Origin of the sequence: Pseudoxanthomonas kalamensis DSM 18571, assembly GCF_010211745.1 — a bacterium.
Classification (GTDB): domain Bacteria; phylum Pseudomonadota; class Gammaproteobacteria; order Xanthomonadales; family Xanthomonadaceae; genus Pseudoxanthomonas_A; species Pseudoxanthomonas_A kalamensis.
On the sequence record NZ_PDWQ01000004.1, the window covers coordinates 91,058 to 115,051 of the forward strand.

The 23,994-nt window shown below is 64.9% G+C and carries 21 protein-coding genes; 12 read left to right on the forward strand and 9 right to left on the reverse strand.

Going from position 1 to position 23,994, the window contains the following annotated elements; all coding sequences use genetic code 11:
• Positions 1-38 precede the first annotated feature (38 nt).
• From CSC70_RS09015 to CSC70_RS09030, 4 genes are all read left to right on the forward strand, one after another.
• The gene (locus tag CSC70_RS09015) at positions 39-1,181 is read left to right on the forward strand and encodes a GNAT family N-acetyltransferase (RefSeq protein WP_162456347.1); all 1,143 of its coding nucleotides are present in this window, start codon (positions 39-41) and stop codon (positions 1,179-1,181) included.
• 29 nt (positions 1,182-1,210) lie between these two features.
• Positions 1,211-1,948, forward strand: coding sequence for a leucyl/phenylalanyl-tRNA--protein transferase (aat, locus tag CSC70_RS09020; RefSeq protein WP_162456348.1), 738 nt, complete (start codon positions 1,211-1,213; stop codon positions 1,946-1,948).
• An 84-nt stretch (positions 1,949-2,032) separates the two neighbouring features.
• A complete protein-coding gene (gene infA / locus CSC70_RS09025; RefSeq protein WP_162456349.1) occupies positions 2,033-2,251 on the forward strand; it encodes a translation initiation factor IF-1 in 219 nt (72 codons plus the stop codon).
• A 227-nt stretch (positions 2,252-2,478) separates the two neighbouring features.
• On the forward strand, positions 2,479-2,853 hold the full coding sequence (locus CSC70_RS09030) for a hypothetical protein (RefSeq protein WP_162456350.1): 375 nt from the start codon (positions 2,479-2,481) through the stop codon (positions 2,851-2,853).
• Between the two features lie 72 nt (positions 2,854-2,925).
• Here CSC70_RS09030 and clpA read toward each other — a convergent pair whose 3' ends face one another.
• Both clpA and clpS read right to left on the reverse strand, forming a co-directional pair.
• Entirely contained in the window at positions 2,926-5,202 is a 2,277-nt protein-coding gene (clpA, locus tag CSC70_RS09035; protein WP_162456351.1) for an ATP-dependent Clp protease ATP-binding subunit ClpA, read from the reverse strand.
• Positions 5,203-5,317: 115 nt separating this feature from the next.
• Positions 5,318-5,638 (reverse strand): ATP-dependent Clp protease adapter ClpS, encoded by a 321-nt coding sequence (gene clpS, locus CSC70_RS09040; protein ID WP_162456352.1) that lies wholly within the window; start codon positions 5,636-5,638, stop codon positions 5,318-5,320.
• A gap of 94 nt (positions 5,639-5,732) precedes the next feature.
• On the opposite strand from clpS, the gene CSC70_RS09045 reads away from it, so the two are divergent.
• From CSC70_RS09045 to hflD, 4 genes are read left to right on the forward strand one after another with little or no spacing between them, the layout of a single operon-like run.
• Entirely contained in the window at positions 5,733-6,209 is a 477-nt protein-coding gene (locus CSC70_RS09045; RefSeq protein ID WP_162456353.1) for a hypothetical protein, read from the forward strand.
• Positions 6,206-6,703, forward strand: coding sequence for an NUDIX hydrolase (locus CSC70_RS09050; RefSeq protein WP_162456354.1), 498 nt, complete (start codon positions 6,206-6,208; stop codon positions 6,701-6,703). The genes CSC70_RS09045 and CSC70_RS09050 overlap by 4 nt, the downstream gene beginning before the upstream one ends.
• The gene (mnmA, locus tag CSC70_RS09055) at positions 6,700-7,821 is read left to right on the forward strand and encodes a tRNA 2-thiouridine(34) synthase MnmA (protein WP_162456355.1); all 1,122 of its coding nucleotides are present in this window, start codon (positions 6,700-6,702) and stop codon (positions 7,819-7,821) included. Before CSC70_RS09050 ends, mnmA begins: the two co-directional genes overlap by 4 nt.
• The gene (gene hflD / locus CSC70_RS09060; RefSeq protein ID WP_162456356.1) at positions 7,818-8,429 is read left to right on the forward strand and encodes a high frequency lysogenization protein HflD; all 612 of its coding nucleotides are present in this window, start codon (positions 7,818-7,820) and stop codon (positions 8,427-8,429) included. The genes mnmA and hflD overlap by 4 nt, the downstream gene beginning before the upstream one ends.
• A gap of 87 nt (positions 8,430-8,516) precedes the next feature.
• Here hflD and acnB read toward each other — a convergent pair whose 3' ends face one another.
• Genes acnB through CSC70_RS09075 form a run of 3 tightly spaced genes read right to left on the reverse strand, consistent with a single transcriptional unit; the run spans position 8,517 to position 11,799 of the window.
• Positions 8,517-11,108, reverse strand: coding sequence for a bifunctional aconitate hydratase 2/2-methylisocitrate dehydratase (gene acnB / locus CSC70_RS09065; protein WP_162456357.1), 2,592 nt, complete (start codon positions 11,106-11,108; stop codon positions 8,517-8,519).
• Positions 11,109-11,152: 44 nt separating this feature from the next.
• Positions 11,153-11,557, reverse strand: a complete 405-nt coding sequence (locus tag CSC70_RS09070; RefSeq protein ID WP_162456358.1) for a type II toxin-antitoxin system VapC family toxin — start codon at positions 11,555-11,557, stop codon at positions 11,153-11,155.
• Positions 11,554-11,799 (reverse strand): AbrB/MazE/SpoVT family DNA-binding domain-containing protein, encoded by a 246-nt coding sequence (locus tag CSC70_RS09075; RefSeq protein ID WP_162456359.1) that lies wholly within the window; start codon positions 11,797-11,799, stop codon positions 11,554-11,556. Before CSC70_RS09075 ends, CSC70_RS09070 begins: the two co-directional genes overlap by 4 nt.
• Before the next feature lie 165 nt (positions 11,800-11,964).
• Between CSC70_RS09075 and acnA the strand changes: the two genes are divergently transcribed.
• Both acnA and CSC70_RS09085 read left to right on the forward strand, forming a co-directional pair.
• Positions 11,965-14,715 carry an aconitate hydratase AcnA gene (gene acnA / locus CSC70_RS09080; RefSeq protein ID WP_162456360.1) on the forward strand — a complete coding sequence of 917 codons (2,751 nt, stop codon included), beginning with the start codon at positions 11,965-11,967 and terminating at the stop codon, positions 14,713-14,715.
• Between the two features lie 152 nt (positions 14,716-14,867).
• Positions 14,868-15,311 (forward strand): hypothetical protein, encoded by a 444-nt coding sequence (locus CSC70_RS09085; protein WP_162456361.1) that lies wholly within the window; start codon positions 14,868-14,870, stop codon positions 15,309-15,311.
• Between the two features lie 9 nt (positions 15,312-15,320).
• Here the strand turns inward: CSC70_RS09085 and CSC70_RS09090 are convergent, their stop codons facing one another.
• Entirely contained in the window at positions 15,321-15,731 is a 411-nt protein-coding gene (locus CSC70_RS09090) for a nuclear transport factor 2 family protein (RefSeq protein ID WP_162456362.1), read from the reverse strand.
• Between the two features lie 143 nt (positions 15,732-15,874).
• Here CSC70_RS09090 and CSC70_RS09095 point away from each other — a divergent pair, with 143 nt between their 5' ends.
• The gene (locus tag CSC70_RS09095) at positions 15,875-17,548 is read left to right on the forward strand and encodes a long-chain fatty acid--CoA ligase (RefSeq protein ID WP_162456363.1); all 1,674 of its coding nucleotides are present in this window, start codon (positions 15,875-15,877) and stop codon (positions 17,546-17,548) included.
• 262 nt (positions 17,549-17,810) lie between these two features.
• Positions 17,811-18,680 (forward strand): crotonase/enoyl-CoA hydratase family protein, encoded by an 870-nt coding sequence (locus tag CSC70_RS09100; RefSeq protein ID WP_162456364.1) that lies wholly within the window; start codon positions 17,811-17,813, stop codon positions 18,678-18,680.
• A 104-nt stretch (positions 18,681-18,784) separates the two neighbouring features.
• On the opposite strand, the gene CSC70_RS09105 is transcribed toward CSC70_RS09100, so the two are convergent.
• From CSC70_RS09105 to lysS, 3 genes are all read right to left on the reverse strand, one after another.
• Complete coding sequence (locus CSC70_RS09105) at positions 18,785-20,980, reverse strand: ATP-binding protein (RefSeq protein WP_162456365.1); 2,196 nt, start codon at positions 20,978-20,980, stop codon at positions 18,785-18,787.
• Positions 20,981-20,985: 5 nt separating this feature from the next.
• Positions 20,986-22,125 (reverse strand): response regulator, encoded by a 1,140-nt coding sequence (locus CSC70_RS09110; protein WP_162456366.1) that lies wholly within the window; start codon positions 22,123-22,125, stop codon positions 20,986-20,988.
• Between the two features lie 339 nt (positions 22,126-22,464).
• Complete coding sequence (gene lysS / locus CSC70_RS09115; RefSeq protein ID WP_162456367.1) at positions 22,465-23,982, reverse strand: lysine--tRNA ligase; 1,518 nt, start codon at positions 23,980-23,982, stop codon at positions 22,465-22,467.
• Positions 23,983-23,994: the final 12 nt, after the last annotated feature.

Below are 23,994 nucleotides of genomic sequence, written 5' to 3' on the forward strand. Positions count from 1 at the left end.
CGCTGGACCCCGGCTTTCGCCGGGATGACGACTGATACATGGCTGACCTACGGATACATCGAAGACTTTCCGGCATACCCGCCGCATGCTGGGATGCCCTGCACGATGGCCGCAATCCGTTCATCAGCCACGCTTTCCTGTCCGGCCTGGAAGACACCGGCTGCCTGCGCCCGGACTGGGGCTGGCAGCCGCACCACCTCACCCTATGGGACGGCGACGAACTGATTGCTACCGCGCCGGGCTATCTGAAGGACAACTCGCACGGCGAGTTCGTGTTCGATCACGCCTGGGCACACGCCTACGCGCGCTACGGCATGGACTACTACCCCAAATGGCTGTGCGCGGTGCCCTATTCGCCGGTCACCGGCCTGCGCCTGCTGGCCCGTGACGACGCATCCCGCCGCGCCTTGCTGGATGCCATCGTGGACGAGACGCGGCGGCTGGGCCTGTCGTCGGCCCACGTCAATTTCCACACCGCCGAGGAGGACGGCGTGTTTGCCGACGACTGGCTGCCGCGACTGGACGTGCAGTACCACTGGCACAACAACGCCGGCTGGCGGGACTTCGACGATTTCCTGTCGGCGATGGACCACAAGCACCGCAAGAACATCCGCCAGGAGCGGCGCAAGGTCGCCGAGGCCGGGGTGGTCTTCCGCGTCCTGCACGGCGATGAAGCCAGCCCGGCGGATCTGGCGGCGATGCACGACTTCTACCTGCAGACCTTCGCCGACTACGGCAATTCGCCGGCGTTGACCCTGGCCTTCCTGCAACACCTGGCGCGCACCCTGCCGCGGCAACTGGTGCTGTTCCTGGCCGAATTCGACAACCGACCGATCGCCGGCGCCCTGTGCCTGCGCGGCGGCGACACCCTGTACGGGCGCTACTGGGGCGCGCACGGCCTGCCCGATGGGCGCCGACTACCTGGCCTGCACTTCGAAACCTGCTACTACCAAGGCATCGACTACTGCCTGCGGCACGGCCTGACCGTGTTCGAGCCGGGTGCGCAAGGCGAGCACAAGATCGCCCGCGGCTTCCTGCCGACCCTCGTGCGCAGCCGGCACTGGCTGGTCGATGCCGACTTCGCCGAGGCGCTGACGCGCTGGTGTGCGGACGAAACCGAATCCGTGCGCCGCTACGCCGGGCTGCTGGCGGCGCATTCGCCGTTCCGCAACGGCGGCTGAGCCCACCGGACGCTGCCTACAATGATCGCGTGAGCCAGCGCCCTTTCCTGTTGTCCGCCGATCCTGCCACGCCGTTCCCGCCGGTGGAACAGGCCCTGCGGCAGCCGGACGGACTGCTGGCGATCGGCGGCGACCTGCACCCGCAGCGCCTGCTCAATGCCTACCGCAATGGCATTTTCCCGTGGTTTTCCGAGGGCCAGCCGATCCTGTGGTGGTCGCCGGACCCGCGCATGGTGTTCCGGACCGACGGCGTGCGGCTGTCGTCGCGTTTCCGCCGTCACCTGCGACGCCTGCCTTGGGTGGTTCGGGCCGATACCGCATTCGGACAGGTCATCGAACGTTGCGCCAGCACGCCACGGCCGGGGCAGGACGGCACCTGGATCACCGCAGACATGCAAGCCGCCTATATCGCCCTGCACCACCTGGGTCACGCCCACTCGGTCGAAGTGCTCGACGGCGACCATCTGGTCGGCGGCATCTACGGCGTCGCCATCGGCAGGATGTTCTTCGGCGAGAGCATGTTCAGCACCGTGTCCGGTGGCTCAAAGGTGGCGCTGGCCGCCCTGGCCCTGCAGTTGTGCCGCTGGGGCTGGCCGCTGATCGACGCCCAGGTCGAGAACTCACATCTGCTCAGTCTGGGAGCTGAAAGCCTGCCCCGGGACGCGTTCATGCGGGCCGTCCGCGCGCAGGCGGCCTTGCCCGAGCCTCCCGGCCGCTGGACTCAACGCTTCGGCACCTTCCCGGCCTCCAAGCTGGCCAATTCTTAACGCTTTTTGCACAGACCGCCGCCGACGCGTAAAATGCGCCGGTTGCGGCCCCGCCGCGCAGTTGTTCCACAACCACGGATTTCCATGTCGAAAGACGATTCCATCGAGTTCGAAGGCACAGTCACCGAGACCCTGCCCAACACCATGTTCCGGGTCACCCTGGAAAACGGTCACGAGATCATCGCCCACATCTCCGGGCGCATGCGCAAGAACTACATCCGCATCCTGACCGGCGACAAGGTCAAGGTCGAGATGACGCCCTACGACCTGACCAAGGGCCGGATCACCTACCGCATGAAGTGATGCGGTAGCGACTGCACGAAAAAGCGGCCAATGGCCGCTTTTGTTGTGTGCAATGCGCAATATTCGCGCGACCCAATCTGATATGGATGCAACAGCGTGCGAATCGGTTGCATGACTTGCGTCACCGATGACGCAAGTCATATGGACCTCCGACAGATTCGGTATGCGCCGTACATCGATACCTTGAGCGCCGGCCAATCCGGTCACTTCCGATCAAGGTATTCCGAATGAAACTCCCTCTCAGTCTCGTCATCGTCGCGGCATGCCTATCGACCATGCCGGCCGCACACGCGGAACAGGACCCCATGCCGCTGGAAGGTTGCGCGACACTCGGGGACGGACAGCAGATCGTGCGCGGCAGTGGGAACGGCAAGCGCATCTATGTGCGCGACGGCGAGGACCACTATCAACTGACCTTCCGCAATGGCTGCAGCGCGGCAGTACTGGCTTCGAAAATCTCGATATCGACCGATGGCCAGGCCAACAAACTTTGTTCGGAGGCCACGAAAGTCAAAGCTGACCGGCAAACCTGTCGGGTATCCGAAGTCACGAGGATCAGCCCCGAGGAATTCGATCGCCAGAAAAAACGCGCACGCCACTAGACCACACTGCCCACTGAAGAAAACCAAGGGAGGCCATGTCGCCTCCCTTGTCGTTTCCGCGCCACTGGAGGCTCACACCGTCGCCGGCAGCAGGCGCTCCGGTTCGGCGAAGGCTTCCACGACCAGTTCGTCGTCGACCACGTCGATGTTGACCCGACCGCCGCCGACCAGCTTGCCGAACAGCAGTTCGTCGGCCAGCGGGCGCTTGACCTTGTCCTGGATCACCCGCGCCATCGGCCGTGCGCCCATCAGCGGATCGAATCCGTGCTGGGCCAGCCAGTCGCGCGCGGTCGGCGTGGTCGTCAGGCCGACGCCCTTCTCGTGCAGCTGCGCTTCCAGCTCGATCAGGAACTTGTCCACCACGCGCAGGATGTGGTCGAAGCCCAGTCCCTGGAACTGCACGACGGCATCGAGCCGGTTGCGGAACTCCGGGGTGAAGCCCTTGCGGATCACTTCCATCGCATCGGTGCTGTGGTCCTGCTTGGTGAAACCGATCGAGCGCCGCGCCGCCTGCGCCGCGCCGGCATTGGTAGTCATCACCAGGATCACGTTCTTGAAGTTGGCCTCGCGGCCGTTGGTGTCGGTCAGCGTGCCGCGGTCCATCACCTGCAGCAGGATGTTGAAGATGTCCGGGTGCGCCTTCTCCACCTCGTCCAGCAGCAACACGCAATGCGGGGTCTTGACGATCTTCTCGGTCAGCAGGCCGCCCTGGTCGAAACCCACGTAGCCCGGCGGCGCGCCGATCAGGCGGCTGACCGAATGCGGCTCCATGTATTCGCTCATGTCGAAGCGGACCAGCTCGATTCCCAGCTGCAGCGCCAGCTGCTTGGTCACCTCGGTCTTGCCGACGCCGGTCGGGCCGGCGAACAGGAAGCTGCCGATCGGCTTGTCCGGATTGCCCAGGCCGCTGCGCGCCAGCTTGATCGCCGAAGTCAGGGTATCGATGGCCGGGTCCTGGCCGAAGATCACCATCTTCAGGTTGCGCTCCAGGTGCTGCAGCACGTCCTTGTCGGAGGCGCTGACCTGCTTGGTCGGGATGCGCGCCATCTTGGCGACGATGGTCTCGACCTCTTCGACGTCGATCAGCGCCTTGCGCACGCTTTCCGGCAACAGCCGCTGGCGCGCGCCGGCCTCGTCGATGACGTCGATCGCCTTGTCCGGTAGCAATCGGTCGCCGATGTGCTTGACCGACAATTCGACCGCGGCCTGCAGGGCCTCGTCGGCGTAGGTCACATCGTGATGGGCCTCGTACTTGGGCTTCAGCCCCTGCAGGATTTCGTAGGTCTCGCCCACGGTGGGCTCGACGATGTCGATCTTCTGGAAGCGCCGCGCCAGCGCGCGGTCCTTCTCGAAGATGCCGCGGTATTCCTGGAACGTGGTCGAGCCGATGCAGCGCAGCTCGCCGCTGGCGAGCGCCGGCTTGATCAGGTTGGAAGCATCCATGGTGCCGCCGCTGGCCGAGCCGGCGCCGATGATGGTGTGGATCTCGTCGATGAACAGGATCGCGCCCGGATGCTTCTTGATCGCCCCCAGCACCGCCTTCAGCCGCTTCTCGAAATCGCCACGGTACTTGGTGCCCGCCACCAGCGCGCCCAGGTCCAGCGAATAGATCGTCGCATCGTGCAGCACCGGCGGCACCTGTCCCTCGACGATGCGCTTGGCCAGGCCTTCGGCGATGGCGGTCTTGCCGACGCCGGCCTCGCCGACGTACAGCGGGTTGTTCTTGCGCCGGCGGCACAGGACCTGGATGGTACGTTCGATCTCCTCGCCGCGGCCAACCAACGGATCGATCCGGCCCTCGCGGGCCATCGCGTTGAGGTCGCTGGCGTATTCGGCCAGGGCGTCGCCCTTGCCTTCGCCCTCGCCGCCTTCGGCCTTGGCGGCGGCTTCGTCGCCCGGGCCAGCTTCTTCATCGCCGCTCTTGGCGATGCCGTGCGACAGGTAGTTGACCACGTCGAGCCGGTTCACGTCCTGCTGGTTCAGGTAATAGACGGCGTGGGAATCCTTTTCGCCGAAGATCGCCACCAGCACGTTGGCGCCGGTGACTTCCTTCTTGCCCGAAGACTGCACGTGGTAGACCGCGCGCTGCAGGACCCGCTGGAAGCCCAGCGTGGGCTGGGTGTCGCGACCATCGTCCTCGGCCAGCCGCGAGACCGAAGTCTCGATGGACTTCTCCAGTTCGGCGCGCAGACGGTCGGTGTCGGCGCCGCAGGCCCTCAGCACGGCAAGCGCCGACTCGTTGTCCAGCAGGGCCAGCAGCAGGTGCTCGACCGTCATGAACTCGTGGCGCGCCTCGCGGGCTCGCTTGTAACACTGGCCGATGGTCTGTTCCAGATCTTTGCTGAACATGGCGAACTCCTGCCTACCGATGCCAACAATATGCGGTCTGCGGCCGCGATTTCCACAATCCGGATGAATTGCTTCGTTCAGGAAACGGAAAGCCTTCGGCCAATCCGCCGCACCGTCAGGCCTTTTCCATGGTGCACAGCAGCGGGTGCTGGTTCATCCGCGAGAACTCGTTGACCTGGGCGACCTTGGACTCGGCCACCTCGCGGGTGAACACCCCGCAGACACCGCGGCCCCGGGTATGCACGTGCAGCATGACCTGGGTGGCCTTGTCCAGGTCCATCGAGAAGAACTGCTGCAGCACGCCGACCACGAAGTCCATCGGCGTGTAATCGTCGTTCAGCAGCAGCACCTGGTACATCGGCGGCGGCGCGACTTCCGGCTTGCTGGCCTCGACCAGTACGCCGTGATCGCGTTCGTTTTCGCCTTGCGTGCCCATGCCGGGAATTATACCGGGGCCCACGCGCGTGGACGCAGGCGGCCCCGAGCTTCACAATAAGGATTCCCTGCACTGCCGCGAACCGACGAAACCGATGTCCCTGCCCCTGCGTCCGCTGTTTTGCCTGTTTTCGGCCCTGTTGCCGGCAGCGCCCGTGCTGGCCCGGGACGCTTCGGTCGAAGCCCGTCTGGATGCGCGCGGCGTCAAGTATGTCCTCGACGAGGACGGCGACTACAAGGTGACCTACAGCTACTCGTCCGAAGGCCGCACCCAGCTGGTCTTCGTCAGTGGCGGCACCGAAAGCGTCGACGGCTTCGCCATCCGCGAAGTGTTCTCGCCGGCCGCCCGGGTTGCCGATGACGGCATCGACGGTGCCAGGGCGCTGGCACTGCTGGCCGAAAGCCGTGCCAGCAAGCTGGGCAGCTGGGAAATCGGCGGCGACATCCTGTATTTCGTCATCAAGCTGCCCGACGGCGTCTCCGCAGTCGAACTGGAACAGGCCATGGACATCGCCGCGCAGACGGCCGACGACATGGAAATCGAGCTTTCCGGCGACAAGGACGATCTGTGAGTTATCGCGAAGGTCGCTTCTGGCAGCCCGACGTCACCGTGGCCACGGTGGTGGTCCGCGACGGGCGACTGCTGATGGTCGAGGAATACGCCGGCGGCAACCGGCTGGTGCTGAACCAGCCGGCCGGTCATCTGGAACCCGACGAGAGCCTGTTGCAGGCGGCGCTGCGCGAGACGCTGGAAGAAACCGGCTGGGACGTGGAACTGACCGACTTCATTGGCGCCTACCAGTGGAAGGCGCCGGTGCGCCCGGGAGAAAGCGACGGCCGCCACTACCTGCGCTTCGCCTTCACCGCCAGGCCGCTGCGCCACGATCCTTCCCGCCCCCTCGACGACGGCATCGAGCGTGCACTGTGGATGACGCCGTCCGAACTGGAACAGGCCTGCGAACGCCACCGCAGCCCGATGGTCTGGCAGGTGGTGGCCGACTGGCTGGCCGGACGTCGCTACCCGCTGCAGATGCTGAGCCAGATCGACGGAAACGCCGCGCCATGAGTTCCGCGCGGGTCGTGGTCGGGGTATCGGGCGGCGTCGATTCGTCGGTGGCCGCCCTGCGCCTGGTCGAATCGGGCGAGTCGGTGGCGGGGCTGTTCATGCAGAACTGGTCCGACGACGGCAGCGGCGAATGCCGCGCCGAGGACGACCGCCGCGACGCGGTCGCGGTCTGTGGCCGGCTCGGCATCCCGTTCCACTTCCGCGACTTTTCCGCCGAATACTGGTCCGGCGTGTTCGAGCATTTCCTCGCCGAATACGCCGCCGGGCGAACCCCCAACCCGGACGTGCTGTGCAACCGCGAGGTCAAGTTCAAGCACTTCCTGGATGCGGCGCGCGAACTCGACGCGGAGAAGATCGCCACCGGCCACTACGCCCGCATCGACCAGGCCGACGGCCAGTGGCGACTGCTGCGCGCCGTGGACCGCAACAAGGACCAGAGCTATTTCCTGCACCAGCTGGGCCAGGCGCAACTGTCGGCCACGCTGTTTCCGGTCGGCGAACTGCACAAGGACGCACTGCGCGGAATCGCCCGCGATGCCGGCCTGCCAACCCACGACAAGAAGGATTCGACCGGGATCTGCTTCATCGGCGAGCGCGACTTCCGCGAATTCCTCGGCCGCTACCTGCCGGCCCGGCCCGGCGAGATGCGCACTCCGGACGGCCAGCGCATCGGCGAGCATCCCGGTGTGTTCTATTTCACCCTCGGCCAGCGCGAAGGCCTGCAGATCGGTGGCGTGCGCGGGCGTCCGGCCGCACCGTGGTACGTGGTCGGAAAGGACGTGGAGGACAACGTGCTGTACGTCGATCAGGACACCCGCAGCCCGTGGCTGCTGTCGACCCGGTTGTGGTCGGAACCGGCGCACTGGTGCGCCGGCGCAGCGCCGGCGCGCGAATTCGAGTGCACGGCGCAGACCCGCTATCGGCAGGCCGACGAGCCATGCCGGGTCGCGGTCGGCGACGACGGCCGCCTGTGCGTGGAGTTCCCGCAGCCGCAGCGGGCGGTCACCCCCGGTCAGTCGGTGGTGCTGTACCAGGGCGATGTCTGCCTGGGCGGTGCGGTGATCGAGCGCACCGATGCCCCGTTCGGACATGCCGCAACGACGGGGAAAGCCGCATGAGCCGCCCGCTTTCCGAACGCGTGCTGGCCCTGGCCGGACTGGTGCAGGCGCTGGCCCAGGTGCGGCGGATCGCCGAGACCGGGCAATCCGACCCGGCGCAGGTGCAGACCGCGCTCGACAGCGTGTTCCGCATCGATGCCGAGACCCCGGAAGCGGTCTACGGTGAGGTCACGTCGTTGCGGGCCGGCCTGCGGGTGTTGCGCGACCATCTCGACAAGCGCAACCGCGACGACGGCCTGCTGAAGCTGTTCATGGCGGTATTGCAACTGGAGCGCCGCTTCATCGGCGAACCCAACACGGTGACCGCGGTCGGCAACGGTATTGCCGAGCTGTCGCCACAGGCCGACGAGCACGGCAGCACCCATCCGGACGTGCTGGCGGCGCTCGGCAACCTGTATGCCGACACACTCAGCCACCTGCGCCCCAAGGTCATGGTGCAAGGCAATCCGCATTACCTGTCGCAGCCGGCCGTGGTCTCGGAAATCCGCGCCATCCTGCTGGCCGCGGTGCGCTCGGCGGTGTTGTGGCGGCAACTGGGCGGCAGCTACTGGGATCTGCTGCTGTCGCGTCGGGCGATGGCCGACGCGATCGAGGGCTGGCTGGACTGATCGGACCACAGAGATGATCCGGAGAGCCTGAAACGACGAAGGGCCCGGCAATACCGGGCCCTTTGCAATGCGAATCAGGCCACGCCGTCAGGCCTCAACGGTATCGGCCACCTCGCGGTACTCCTCGATCCGGTCGAAGTTCATGTAGCGGTAGATATCGGCGCCGTTCTCGTTGATGACGCCGATATCGGCCATGTACTCCTCGCGGGTCGGAATCCGGCCCAGACGCGAGCAGATCGCCGCCAGTTCCGCCGACCCCAGGTACACGTCGGTGTTGCGGCCCAGGCGATTGGGGAAGTTGCGGGTCGAGGTCGACATGGCGGTCGCGCCCTCGCGGATCTGCGCCTGGTTGCCCATGCACAGCGAGCAGCCCGGCATTTCCATCCGCGCACCGGCGGTGCCGAAGGTACCGTAGACGCCTTCGTTGGTCAGTTCGCTGGCGTCCATCTTGGTCGGCGGCGCGATCCACAACCGGGTCGGGATGTCGCGCTTGCCCTCCAGCAGCTTGGCCGCGGCGCGGAAGTGGCCGATGTTGGTCATGCACGAGCCGATGAACACCTCGTCGATCTTGGCGCCAGCCACTTCGGACAGGGTCTTGGCGTCGTCCGGATCGTTCGGGCAGCAGACGATCGGCTCGACAATCTCGGCCAGATCGATCTCAATCACCGCGGCGTACTCGGCGTCGGCATCCGGCTCCAGCAGCTGCGGATCGGCCAGCCACTCCTGCATCTTCCTGATCCGGCGGCCCAGCGTGCGCGCGTCCTGGTAGCCCTCGGCGATCATCCACTTCAGCAGGGTGATGTTGCTGTTGAGGTATTCGATGATCGGCGCCTTGTCCAGCCGCACCGTGCAGCCGGCAGCCGAACGCTCGGCCGAGGCGTCGGCCAGCTCGAAGGCCTGCTCCACCTTCAGTTCCGGCAGGCCTTCGATCTCGAGGATACGGCCGGAGAAGATGTTCTTCTTGCCCTTCTTCTCGACGGTCAGCAGACCGGCCTTGATCGCGTACAGCGGAATCGCGTGAACCAGGTCGCGCAGGGTCACACCCGGCTGCATCTTGCCCTTGAAACGCACCAGCACGCTTTCCGGCATGTCCAGCGGCATCACCCCGGTAGCGGCGGCGAAGGCGACCAGGCCGGAGCCAGCCGGGAACGAGATGCCGATCGGGAAGCGGGTGTGCGAATCGCCGCCGGTACCGACGGTGTCCGGCAGCAGCATGCGGTTGAGCCAGCTGTGGATGATGCCGTCACCGGGATGCAGCGACACGCCGCCGCGGGTGGAAATGAATTCCGGCAGCGTGTGGTGGGTCTTCACGTCCACCGGCTTCGGGTAGGCGGCGGTGTGACAGAACGACTGCATGACCAGATCGGCCGAGAAGCCCAGGCAGGCCAGGTCCTTCAGCTCGTCGCGGGTCATCGGGCCGGTGGTGTCCTGCGAACCGACCGAGGTCATCTTCGGCTCGCAATAGGTGCCCGGACGCATGCCCTTGCCTTCCGGCAGGCCGCAGGCACGGCCGACCAGCTTCTGCGCCAGGCTGAAGCCCTTGCCGGTATCCGGCGGGTTGACCGGCAGGCGGAACAGATCGGTCGGCGGCAGCTTGAGCGCCTCGCGCGCCTTGGCGGTCAGGCCACGACCGATGATCAGCGGAATGCGGCCGCCGGCACGCACTTCGTCCAGCAGCACTGCGGACTTCAGGGCGAACTCTGCGATCACTTCGCCGTTCTTCAGTGCCTTGCCGTCATACGGACGCAGTTCGACCACGTCGCCGTGTTCCATCTGCGAAACGTCCAGCTCGATCGGCAGCGCACCGGCGTCTTCCATCGTGTTGTAGAAGATCGGCGCGATCTTGCCGCCCAGGCAGACGCCACCGGCGCGCTTGTTGGGGATGTACGGGATGTCGTCGCCGGTCCACCACAGCACGCTGTTGGTCGCCGACTTGCGGCTGGAACCGGTGCCGACCACGTCGCCAACATAGGCGACCAGATGCCCCTTCTGCTTGAGGTCGGCGATGGCCTGGATCGGACCGCGCTTGCCGTCTTCCTCGGGTACGAACGGCGCATCGGGACGCTTGTTCTTCAGCATCGCCAGCGCGTGCATCGGGATGTCCGGACGGGTGGTCGCGTCGGGCGCCGGCGACAGGTCGTCGGTATTGGTTTCGCCCGGCACCTTGAACACGGTGATGGTCAGGCTTTCCGGCACTTCCGGCTTGCTGGTGAACCATTCGGCCTCGGCCCAGCTGTTCAGCACTGCCTGGGCGTTGGCATTGCCTGCCTCGGCCTTCTCCTGCACGTCGTGGAAGGCGTCGAACACCAGCAGGGTGTGCTTCAGACCCTCGGCGGCGACCGTGCCCAGCTCGGCATCGTCCAGCAGCTGGATCAGCGGATGGACGTTGTAGCCGCCGAGCATGGTGCCCAGTAGTTCGGTGGCGCGCGCGGGGGAGATCAGCGCGTTCTTCTCGCTGCCGAAGGCCAGCGCGGCCAGGTAGCTGGCCTTGACCTTGGCCGCGTCGTCGACGCCGGCCGGCACGCGATGGGTCAGCAGGTCGAGCAGGAACTCTGCCTCGCCGGCCGGTGGGGCCTTCAGCAGCTCGATCAGCTCTGCGGTCTGCTGCGCGGTCAGCGGCAGCGGGGGGATGCCCAGCGCGGCGCGCTCGGCTTCGTGTTGGCGGTAGGCTTCCAGCATGGCGGCTCCGTATGGCTGTGTTTGGATGCGGTGGGTTCAGGGGTTCATTCGGCGACCGGCACGATCAACTTCAATCCCTTGAAGTAGTCGCGATAGAAGCGGTCGTCGCGGGTGATCAGGCCATTGCATTGCAGCAGCGCGTGCGCGCCGATCAGGAAATCCGGCACCGCGCGGGTACGACTGCTGCCACGCTGACGATAGCGCCGTTGCATTTCACCGGCGCGAAGGGCCGACTTGGTTTCCAGCGGACTGAAGCGGATGCCGATGTCTTCGAGCGCGGCCAGTGCCTCCGAGCCATCGCGCAGGGCGCTGCAGACTTCGGCTACGGCCACATCGCAAATCACCACCGGGCCCGCACCCAGACACTGGCGCAGGCAGGCCTCGGCGGCGTCGGCCTGCGGGCCGTTGGCCAGCAGGTCGATGACGACCGACGAGTCGGTGGCGATCATGGCTCCAGCGGCTCGCCGGGCGCGCGCCCGCGCAAGGCCAGCATCGCCTCGTCGGTATCGGCAAAGCCGTCCAGCTTGAAGCGCCCGCGCACACGCGAAATGGCGTCGTCGACGTTCTTGCGCAAAACAATCCGGCTGCCGTCCAGCTCGACCTTCAGGGTGGTGCCCTTGGTCAAGCCCAGCGCATCGCGGACCGCTTTCGGCAAGGTGATCTGGCCGCGTTCGGCAACGGTAGCTTCCATTCGGATGCCCTCTCAGGTATGCATAAATGATACGTACTTTCTCATGCGTACTCAAGCCATCACTTCGCGTCGGGCGCATAATGCACACAGATCGGAGCGCTGGAAATGCGCCTTTGGCCGCACCTCCGACGAGCCGCCCCACTCCCCCGCCACAGGAGCCGCACCATGCGTGATTCCTTCGCCACCCGAGACACCCTGACCGTCAACGGCAGGTCCTATACCTATGCCAGCCTGCCGCGGCTCGGCCAACGCCATGACCTGAGCCGGCTGCCCTATTCGCTGAAGATCCTGCTGGAGAACCTGCTCCGCCACGAGGACGGCGTCAGTGTGCTGCCGCAGCACATCGAAGCGCTGGCCAGCTGGGACCCGAAGGCCGAGCCGGACACCGAGATCGCCTTCATGCCAGCCCGCGTGGTGTTGCAGGATTTCACCGGCGTGCCCTGCGTGGTCGATCTGGCGGCGATGCGCGATGCGGTGGTGAAACTCGGCGGCGACGCCGACCAGATCAATCCGCTGATCCCGTCCGAACTGGTCATCGACCATTCGGTGCAGGTGGACGTGTTCGGCAAGCCCGAGGCGCTCGACCTGAACGGCAAGATCGAGTTCGACCGCAACAAGGAGCGCTACGGCTTCCTGCGCTGGGGGCAGAAGGCCTTCGACAACTTCAAGGTGGTGCCGCCGAACACCGGCATCGTGCACCAGGTCAACCTGGAGAACCTGGCCCGGGTAGTGTTCACCGGGCAGAAGGACGGCCAGGACTGGGCCTATCCGGACACCGTGTTCGGCACCGACAGCCATACCACGATGATCAACGGCATCGGCGTGCTCGGCTGGGGCGTGGGCGGGATCGAGGCCGAAGCGGCCATGCTCGGCCAGCCCTCGTCGATGCTAATCCCGCAGGTGGTCGGCTTCAAGCTGACCGGCAGACTGCCCGAAGGCGCCACCGCCACCGACCTGGTGCTGACGGTGACGCAGATGCTTCGCCAGCACGGTGTGGTCGGCAAGTTCGTCGAATTCTTCGGCGACGGCCTGCAGCACCTGCCGCTGGCCGACCGCGCGACCATCGGCAACATGGCGCCGGAATACGGCGCCACCTGCGGCATCTTCCCGATCGACGCCGAGTCGCTGAACTACCTGCGCCTGTCAGGCCGCAGCGAGGAACAGATCGCCCTGGTCGAAGTCTACGCCAGGGCGCAAGGACTGTGGCACGCCCCGGACAGTCCGCACGCCGACTACAGTTCCACCCTGCATCTGGACATGGGCGACGTGCGCCCTTCGCTGGCCGGGCCCAAGCGCCCGCAGGACCGCGTGCTGCTGCAGGACGTCAAGCGCAACTACAACGACAACCTGCCGGCGCTGACCGCCAATCGCGACAAGCGCAGCCAGGAGGTGGCCGATTTCGTCGCCGAAGGCGGCGGCGCGGCAGTCGGCAACGAACAGCTCAGCAAGGGCTTCTCCGACATCGAGATCGACGGCCGCAAGGTCCGCCTGAAGGACGGCGCGGTGGTGATCGCCGCCATCACCTCCTGCACCAACACATCCAACCCGGCGGTGATGCTGGGTGCCGGCCTGCTGGCGCGCAATGCCGCCGCCCGCGGCCTGACCCGCCAGCCGTGGGTCAAGACCTCGCTGGGGCCGGGCTCGCGGGTGGTCACCGACTACCTGCAGAAGGCCGGGCTGCTGGACGATCTGGAAAAGATCGGTTTCTACGTGGTCGGTTACGGCTGCACCACCTGCATCGGCAACTCCGGACCCTTGCCGGCGGAAGTCAGCGCCGGCATCGCCGCCGGCGACCTGGTGGTCAGCTCGGTGTTGTCGGGCAACCGCAATTTCGAAGGCCGCGTGCATCCGGAAGTGAAGATGAACTACCTGGCCTCGCCGCCGCTGGTGGTCGCCTACGCGCTGGCCGGTACCGTCGACATCGATCTGACCGCCGAGCCGCTGGGCACCGGCAGCGACGGCCAGCCGGTCTACCTGCGCGACATCTGGCCGAGCAACAAGGAAATCGGCGACTTCATCGCCGCCACGATCGGCCCGGAGATGTTCAAGCAGAACTACGCCGATGTATTCAAGGGCGACAGCCGCTGGAACACCATCGAATCGCCCGACGGCGAGCTGTACGCCTGGAGCGAAGCCTCCACCTACATCAAGAACCCGCCCTACTTCGACGGCATGACGACGGCAGTCGGCGACATCGCCGATATCCATGGCGCCCACATCATGGGCATCTTCGGCGATTCGATCACCACCGACCACATCAGCCCGGCCGGCAACATCAAGAAGGATTCCCCGGCCGGCCGCTTCCTGATCTCGCGCGGCGTGCAGCCGGCCGACTTCAACAGCTACGGCAGCCGCCGCGGCAACGACGACGTGATGGTGCGCGGCACCTTCGCCAACATCCGCATCAAGAACCTGTTCTTCGACGGCGAGGAAGGCGGCAACACGCTGTACTTCGGCAGCGCCACTCCCGAGAAGATGTCGATCTACGACGCGGCGATGAAATACAGGGCCGACGGCGTGCCGACCGTAGTCCTGGCCGGCAAGGAATACGGCACCGGATCGTCGCGCGACTGGGCGGCCAAGGGCACCAACCTGCTGGGCATCAAGGCGGTGATCGCCGAAAGCTTCGAGCGCATCCACCGCTCCAACCTGGTCGGCATGGGCGTGCTGCCGCTGCGCTTCCGCGATGGGCAGAACGCGCAGTCGCTGGGGCTGCAGGGACCGGAAATCCTCGATGTCACCGGCCTGCAGGACGGCGACTCGAAGACCGCACGGGTCAGCGCGACCCGCGCCGACGGCAGCCGAGTCGAATTCGAGGTGGACGTATTGCTGCTGACGCCGAAGGAAGTGGAGTATTTCCGCCACGGCGGCCTGCTGCATTACGTGCTGCGCCAGTTGGCCTCCCGCAAGGATTGATTCGGCCTTCACGACCGGCGGAAACCCCGCCCCGCGAAGCACGCGGGGCGCTCGGCCGCCATCCCGAGCCTGCGTTTGCCGACCGAAGGTGGCCGGTCGCGGTGGCTCGATGGCGTTATAGTCATGGCCATCACGACCCGCCTGGAGGCACCATGTCTTCGTTAGCTGCCGTGTTGCGAACCGCCGTCCTGACCGCCCTGCTGCTGCCGCTGTCGGCCAACGCCATCGAAGTGACCGGGATGAAGGACTTCCCCGACCTGCATGGCCGCTATGCACCGGCCGGCGACTGCTCACGCGAGCCGCTGATCGTCGTCGACCCCCAGGGCATCAGCATCACCGTGTCCGGCAAGACCGAGCGCTACGCCAAGGTCGAATACGCCGCCAGTTACGGCGGCAACTTCTATCAGGGCATCGTGCAGTGGTTTTTCCCCTACGGGGCTCCGGGCAACTGGCCGGTCATCATGGCCTTCAATGCGGATGAGACCCGGGACAAGCTGACCATCTCCGCGAACGACGAAGGCTGGAAAGGCGGGCCACCGCTGAAACCGCGCAACAAGGCGCTGGTCGATGCTTCCCCCTACCGGAAGTGCCGCTGATCCCGGCACCTACAGCAAGGGCTTCCACTCGGCGTAGTAAACGCGCCATTCTCCATCCTCTTCCCGCCAGCCGCTGGTGAGGTCGTAGGTCTGTGCACGATCCGGCAGCAGCCGACCACCCCCGGCAAGTATCACGCGCATGCGCAGGCTGGCATGTTCGCCCTGGACCTGGATATCCCAGGGGCCACTGCTGATGCCGATATCGGCATTGGCCAGGATCTGCGCGCGCAGCAGGTTGTGCAACGCAGCACGATCCATCCCGCCATTGCCGGCAAAATCCTCTGTCACGCCAGCCATGAACCCGCGCGCATTGCCCGTTCGTACCGCCTCCAGCATGGTTTCCACCTGATGGCGCAGGCGCTCTTCCGCCGGCGGGCGGCTACAGGCCGACATCAGCATGGTCACCAGGATCAGGGCCATGCATGCAAACCACGCGCGTGGACCGGCAATACCCTTCGCGTTTTCCATGCGGAACGGTATGCTTCGATCCAGACGCCCAGCGTTGGCGCCAGTGGCTCCAATCAATTCAGACATGCTCAAGATCCATGGGGAGGAATGACAACATGATTCAGGACCGGCCGTGGTTCAAGAGTTACCCGAAAGGCATTCCGCACGAAATCGACCTCGACGAGTATCGCTCCGTCGTCTCCGTGCTTGATACCGCCATCCGGGATTACCACGCCCGCCCCGCCTTCTCCAACTTCGGCAAGACGCTCACCTACGGCGATATCGACCGGCTGAGCCGCGAGTTCGCCGCTTACCTGCTCGGCGAACTGAAGCTGAAGAAGGGCGACCGCGTCGCCATCATGATGCCGAACTGCCTGCAGTATCCCATCGCCATCTTCGGCACCCTGCGTGCGGGCCTGACGGTGGTCAACGTCAACCCGATGTACACGCCCCGGGAACTGAAGCATCAGTTGCTCGATTCCGGCGCCAGCGTGCTCGTGGTCGTCGACAACTTCGGCGATACCGTGCAGGAAGTGCTGGCCGATACCCCGGTCAGGCAGGTCATCACCACCGGTCTCGGTGATCTGGTCGGCTTCCCCAAGGGAGCGATCATCAACTTCGTGCTGAAGTACGTGAAGAAGATGGTCCCGGACTACCGGCTTCCCGGCGCCATCCGTTTCAGGCAAGCGCTGTCGGCCGGAAGCGGGCATGCGCTTCCGGAAGTCGACATCGACCCCGAGGATATCGCCTTCCTGCAATACACCGGCGGCACCACCGGCGTGGCCAAGGGCGCGATGCTGACCCACCGCAACATGGTCGCCAACATGCAGCAGGCATCGGCCTGGATCGGTCAGAGCGTCAAGACGGATGGCGAGCTGATCGTGACCGCGTTGCCGCTGTACCACATCTTCGCGCTGACGGCGAACTGCCTGGTCTTCATGAAATTCGGCGCCTCCAACCTGTTGATCACCAACCCCCGCGACATGCCTGGGTTCATCAAGGAAATCAAGGATATAGGGTTCACCGCCATCACTGGCGTCAATACCTTGTTCAATGGCCTGCTGAATACCTCGGGCTTCGACCAAGTCGATTTCTCGCGCTTGCACATGACCCTGGGCGGAGGCATGGCCGTGCAACGCGCCGTGGCCGAACGCTGGAAAAAGGTCACCGGCGTGACCCTGGTGGAAGCCTACGGCCTGACCGAAACCGCACCGGCCGCCTGCATCAATCCGATGGATCTGAAGGAATACAACGGCGCCATCGGCCTGCCTATCCCTTCCACCGATGCCTGCGTGAAGAACGACGACGGAGACATCCTGCCGGTCGGCGAGGTCGGCGAGCTGTGCATCAAGGGCCCGCAGGTGATGAAGGGGTACTGGCAACGTCCTGAAGAGACGGCGAACGTGCTCGACAAGGACGGCTGGCTGCACACTGGCGACATGGCCAAGATGGACGACGACGGCTTCTTCTACATCGTCGACCGCAAGAAGGACATGATCCTGGTCTCCGGCTTCAACGTGTACCCCAACGAAATCGAGGATGTCATCGCCGGCATGAACGGCGTGCTGGAAGTGGCCGCCATCGGCATACCGGACGAACGATCCGGCGAAGCGGTCAAGATCTTCGTGGTGCGCAAGGACCCGAGCCTCGACGAAGCGGCCATCCGCAGCTATTGCCGCGACAACCTGACCGGCTACAAGCAGCCGAAGCACATCGAGTTCCGCCAGGAGTTGCCGAAAACCAATGTCGGCAAGATCCTGCGCAAGGAACTGAGGGCAGAATCCGCTTAGGATTCCATCGGCCACCGACCCGGGCCGATCAATTCATCGCTTCCCTCCTCCGCGGGCGGCAACGCCCTCTAAATGTGATATCCGTCACACATACGAACATCCATGCCCTCGCGACTCGTCCGCAGAGGGCCTCCAGGCGCCTCTGTGGCCATCCGTTCGGTAGTAGCATCGGTCCCGTGCACCCCGCACACCTTTCGCCCCAGGCCAGCCCCGTTCGCAATACTGGCCCCGGACGATCCAGACCACCACCGAGGATCCTGTCATGAGCAACGTCGAGAAGTTGCAGCGTACCCAGCGTTTTTCCACCATCCGCGCCGAATCGGCCCCCGATGGCAACAGCCACTGGATGTACATGCACGAGGATGCCCCGAACGGCACCCGCCCCTGTTTCCGTAGCGAACTGCTGGAAGAAATGTGGAGCTTCACCTCGTCGATCACGCGGCGCGAAAGCGAACGCGAGTCCGGTCGTCTGCGCCATTTCGTGCTCGCCTCCGCCGCCAACGCATTCAATCTGGGTGGCGACCTCGACCTGTTCTCGAAGCTGATTCGCGGCAAGGATCGCGAACACCTGCTGGCCTACGCGCGCCGCTGCATCGACGGCGTCCATACCCTGCATACCGGACTCGGCGGCGACGTGCGCACGATCGCGCTGGTCCAGGGCGACGCCCTGGGCGGCGGCCTTGAAATGGCACTGGCCTGCCACACCATCGTTGCCGAAGAAGGCGTCGAGATGGGCTTGCCGGAAGTGCTGTTCGGGCTGTTCCCGGGCATGGGAGCCTATTCGTTCCTGTGCAAGCGCGTCAGCCCGCAACTGGCCGAAAAGATCATCCTCGACGGCACCATCTACAGCAGCGAGGACATGCACAGGATGGGCGTGGTCGACATCCTGGTGCCGAAGGGCGAAGGCGAAGCCGCGGTTCAGGACCTGATCCGGCAGCAGCAGCGTTCGCCGCATTCGCATCTGGCGATGAACGCGGTACGCAATCTCGCACAGAAGGTCAGCTACGACGAGTTGATGGGCATCACCGAAATCTGGGTGGACACCGCATTGGCGCTCGGCGACAAGTCGTTGCGGATGATGGAGCGGATCGTGCGCGCGCAGGAAAAGCGTGCAAGCATTCGCGCCGCCTGAGATCCACCGAGGATTTCCGCACCAATTCAAGTCATAGGTGGGAGGGTCGGACAGCCGGGCAACGGGGCCTGGCTGTCCGGCATTTTCGTGCCGGCATCCCCCGCTCAGCTCGACTCGCTGTCCTTCTTGTTTGCGGCTTCGGCAGCTTTCCTGTTGCGCTCGCGCGCCTCCAGCGCCGCGCGCCCGTGCGTCAAATGCGAGTTGAGCATCGCCACACGCTGACGCCATTCCCGTGTCACCTGCCAATCGGGCAGACGCATCAACTCTCCGCTCGCGCTGGCCAATCGCACCAGCCCGAGGTTGCTGGCAACGCCTTTCAAGGCATGCGCGTGCTCGCGTAGCCGGTTCGAATCGCCCTGCTCCATCGCATGGGACATGGCGCCGATGCAGCCGTCGGCATCGTTGAGGCACTGGGTGACGAACTCGCGTTCGAACGACTCGCCCATGCCCAGCGCGTTCAATTCATCCAGCACACCGGGATCGAGGACACCATCGGGCGCGGACAGGTGATCGGCCCGCTGGACCTGCGTCGGAGCGGTGACTTTTCCCTGAGAAGCAATTTCCGCCAGCACGTCCAGCAAGCGCGTTGCGACCACCGGCTTGGCCAGGAATGCGCGTGCACCGGCCTGCTCGCAACGCTGGATCGATTCCGGGGTAACGTCGGCGCTCAGGATCAGCAAGGGCGTACGGCGCGGGCTGCCAGCCTCCATCATCCGCAACTGCTTGAGCAGATCGAGACCGCTGAGTTCGGGCATATGCAGGTCACAGATGACGGCGTCATATTCCGAACTCTCCAGCGCATCCAGCACGTCCTCGCCGCCGCTGACACAAGTGATGCGATGACCCGCCTTCTGCAACAGACGCTGCACCACCATCCGGTTGGCCTCATGATCGTCCGCCACCAGGATCTGCATGCTGCGCACACGGGCACGGTGCCGCAGGAACGGATCGGAAAATGCGATGACGTTCTCGGCCGGCTCCTGTTCCTCGATCCAGGCAACCGCGGGCTGCGGCTCATGTCGCCGCTCCACAGTCGTCACCACCTCGAACGGGATATCGACCCAGAAGCGGCTGCCACTGGACTCGTCGCTTTCGAATCCGATGCTGCCCCCCATGGCTTCGGTCAAGGCCTTGGCGATCGTGGTGCCAAGTCCTGTACCGCCGTAACGCCGGATCAGGCTGGCGTCTGCGCGTTCGAAGGCCTCGAACAGGCGCTCGCGCACGTTCGCCGGAATACCGATACCCGTATCGGATACCGCGAAATGCAATCGCGCGACTCCACTGTCGTCGGCAGCGATGCAGGCGATCTCGAGCTTGACGCTCCCCTTGTCGGTGAACTTGACCGCATTACCGGCCAGGTTGAGCAGGATCTGCCGAAGATGGCGAGAATCTCCGCGCACCCTCTCGGGCACGTTGTCGGCCATGTCGACGGTGTATTCCAGCTGCTTGGCCTTGGCCTGCGGCAGCAATATGAAGCCGATATTGTTGACGATTTCACGTGGCGAGAACTCGACGACATCCAACCTGAGCTTGCCCGCCTCGATTGCGGAAATATCCAGCACGTCCTCGACCAGTGCCAGCAAGGACCGTGTCGATGCCTGGATGGTTGACAGACATTCGCGCTGCTCGTTGTCCAGCCGCGTGGTCGCCAGCAGGTCGGACATGCCGGACAACCCGTTCAAGGGCGTGCGGAACTCGTGGCTCATGTTGGCCAGGAAGCGGCTCTTGGCCTCGTTGGCACGACGTGCCTCTTCGGTGGCGCGGGTCAACGCACGCAGCAATCCGGAAAGATAGAGCGGTACCGCGATCAACCCGACCCACAATCCGAGACCGAGGCTGAAGTTCTGCCTCCAGTAGCTGTTGGCGACGAGCACGATGCCGAAACTGATGCAGGCCGATACCACTGCGCCGGCCAGATAGCGGTTGCCGTAACGCAAGCCGTTGCCGACCGTCACCCACATCAGGATCACGTACAGCCAAGCCAGAGGCTCACCCTTCAGCAGCATCGCCGCGGTCATCAGACCGTAGTCGGTGACCATGCCGATGATCCGACGCACGTGCGACTTACCCGGATTGATCAATATCGCGATGAACAGCATCAGGCCAATGCCTGCACCGATGCCGCTCATCACGCTCGACCACAGATAGACATCGGCTGGCAGGGCGCTGAACTGGGACGCGATCGCCATGTAGACGATGACCCCGGTAAAAATGATGACGCGAATAGCCGTCTGCCCATGCTCGCTGTCGGGGCGGTTGGACAGGCGATGCTGCATCCAAGAAACGAGGTTGCGCTCCATGCCGGTCACTCCATCCCCGGACGGATCTGCACCGTCGAATAGCGCTCGCAAATGTCCTCGAGCCGCTCGCGCCCCTGGATCAGCGCATCCACACACTTCGGGTCGAACAGGCGCCCGCGCTGGGAATACAGATGGGCCAGCGCCGCATCCTTGCTCCAGGCCTTCTTGTACGGCCGCGGCGAGATCAGTGCATCGAACACGTCGGCCACCGCCACGATCCGCGCTTCCAGCGGAATCTCGTCGCCGACCAGGCCGTCCGGGTAACCGCTGCCGTCGTAACGCTCGTGGTGCCGCAACGCGATCACCGCCCCCAGCTGGATGAAGCGATTCTGGCTGCCGCTGAGCAATTCATGGCCGATCCGCGGGTGCCGGCGCATGACGGTGGCTTCGTCCTCCGAGAGCGGGCCCGGTTTCATCAGCACATTGTCCGGAATCGCGATCTTGCCGATGTCGTGCAAAGGGGCCGCCAGTTCGATCGTGCGAATCTCGTCCTCGGACATCTCCAACTGCTCGGCGATCAGCCCAGCCACATGCGCCATCCGCTCCAGGTAGGCGCTGGTGCCGCTGTCGCGGTATTCGATCGCGCGCGCCAGGCGGGACAGCGTCTCGCGTTCGCGCTCTTCCACTTCGTGCATGCTGGACAGCAGGCGCTGCTCCAGCGACATCGCCCGCTGCTTGACGTTCTCCGACTGCAACCGCAGCTGCAGCAGGTTGCGGCAACGCGCGCGCAGTTCACGCGGACGCACCGGCTTGACCAGGAAATCGATCACCCCGGCCTCGAGCGCAGCCTGGCGGATCGGTTCGTCGCCGACCACCGTGATCAGCACGATCGGGATATCGCGATGCATCGGCAGGCGGCGAAAGCGGCGGGCGAATTCCAGCCCGTCCATGCCCGGCATCCGATAGTCCAGCAGCAGCAGGTCGGTGCGGTTGTTTTCGCACCAGGCAAGCGCCAGCTGCGGATCGCCGAAATCGTGCACCGACAATTCGCTGGCGATGTCCTCGATAACGTGGCGCAGCATGGTCCGCGCCGACGTCTGGTCGTCAACGATGACGATGTTCAAGTCGGTGACACCCCCGAGCGGCCAGCCATGATGGCTGTCGGGAGAGGATACTCCGGTGTAGACCCTGCTGGCATCCAACATGTACTGATCTCCGCGCCTGCTCCGGCGACGATGTGGAAAGCCGCATCGTCATGGTCGCGGCCTGCCACCTGCTTTTTGTACCAACGCAATCCTGTGCTATAGCCGGAAATGCTGCATAACTCATGCCAGCTGGAAGATTAACCCCAATTATGGAACGGATGCCACTCCTCCAGCGATTTATCCCGCTCCTGCGCGATATCGGTTGATGTAACGCACACTTCAGGCACAGTCCGATACCCTAGCCGGGCCATCGCCGGGCGCTGGTTGTGCGGCAGTTACGCAGAAACTGCCCCAGCGTGTCACCGTACGCCACAGCACTGTCGCCGGGCGCCGGAGGTCTCAGGCCTCGGGACGCATGTACGGGAACAGCAGGACGTCGCGGATCGAACCGGACCCGGTCAGCAGCATCACCAGCCGGTCGATGCCGATGCCCAGCCCGCCGGTCGGCGGCAGGCCGACTTCGAGCGCGCGGATGTAGTCGGCGTCGTAATGCATGGCTTCGTCGTCGCCGCCCTCCTTCGCCTCGACCTGGGCCTGGAAGCGCGCAGCCTGATCCTCGGGGTCGTTGAGTTCGGAAAAGCCGTTGGCGATTTCCTTGCCGTTTATGAACAGCTCGAAGCGGTCGGTATAGCCGGAGCCATCGTCGCTGGCGCGGGCCAGCGGCGACACTTCAATCGGGTGCTCGGTAATGAAGGTCGGCTGGACCAGCTTGTCCTCCACCGTCGCCTCGAAAATTTCCAGCAGCAGGCTGCCCCAGCCATGGCCGGGTTTGGTCTTGAGTCCCAGCCGCTGGCAATGCTTCAGCAGGGCCTCGCGATCGGTGCAGTCGGCCAAGGTGATCTCGGGGTTGTAGTGGCAGACCGCCTCGTCCATGCGCCAGCGGCGGAAAGGCGCCCCCAGATCGATCAACTGCCCTTCCCACTCCACTTCGGTGACGCCAAGCACCTCCCGCGCGGTATCGCGGATGACGTTCTCGGTCAGGTCCATGACTTCGTGGTACGTGGCATAGGCCTCGTACAGTTCGAGCATGGTGAATTCGGGGTTGTGCCGGGTACTGACGCCTTCGTTGCGGAAATTGCGGTTGATCTCGTAGACCCGCTCCAGCCCGCCGACCACCAGCCTCTTCAAGTACAGCTCCGGCGCCACCCGCAGGTACAGGTCCAGGCCCAGGGCGTTGTGGTGGGTAACGAAGGGCTTGGCAGTAGCGCCGCCGGGGATGTAATGCATCATCGGCGTTTCCACCTCAAGGAAACGCCGGGCGTCCAGCCAGGACCGGATCGCGCGGATGATCATCGAACGCTTGACGAAGACCTCGCGCGCCTCGGGGCTGACGATCAGGTCGACGTAACGCTGACGATAGCGCTGTTCGACGTCGCTCAGGCCATGCCACTTGTCCGGCAGCGGGCGCAGCGCCTTGGTCAGCAGCCGCAGCGTGTCGGCCTTGACCGACAGCTCGCCGGTCCGGGTCCGCATCAGCGAGCCTTCCACAGCGACGATGTCGCCGACGTCCCAGCCCTTGAACGCCTCGTAGGTTTCGCCGAGCACATTCGATTGCAGGAACAGCTGGACCCGCCCGCTCATGTCCTGCAACTGGGCGAACGCGGCCTTGCCCATCACCCGCTTGGCCAGCAGGCGCCCGGCCACTGCCACCCGACGGCCGGACGCTTCCAGCGCCTCGCCGGTCCAGTGCTCGGCATCGGCGAATTCGGCCTGCAGATCGCCGGCGAAATCGGCTCGACGGAAATCGTTCGGGAAGGCGATCCCCTGCTCGCGCAACGCCGCCAGTTTGCTCCGTCGCTCGGCGATCAGGCTGTTTTCGTCGGCGATGGATGCGGGATTGTCGGTCTGGTCGGTCATGTCGTCGGGAAC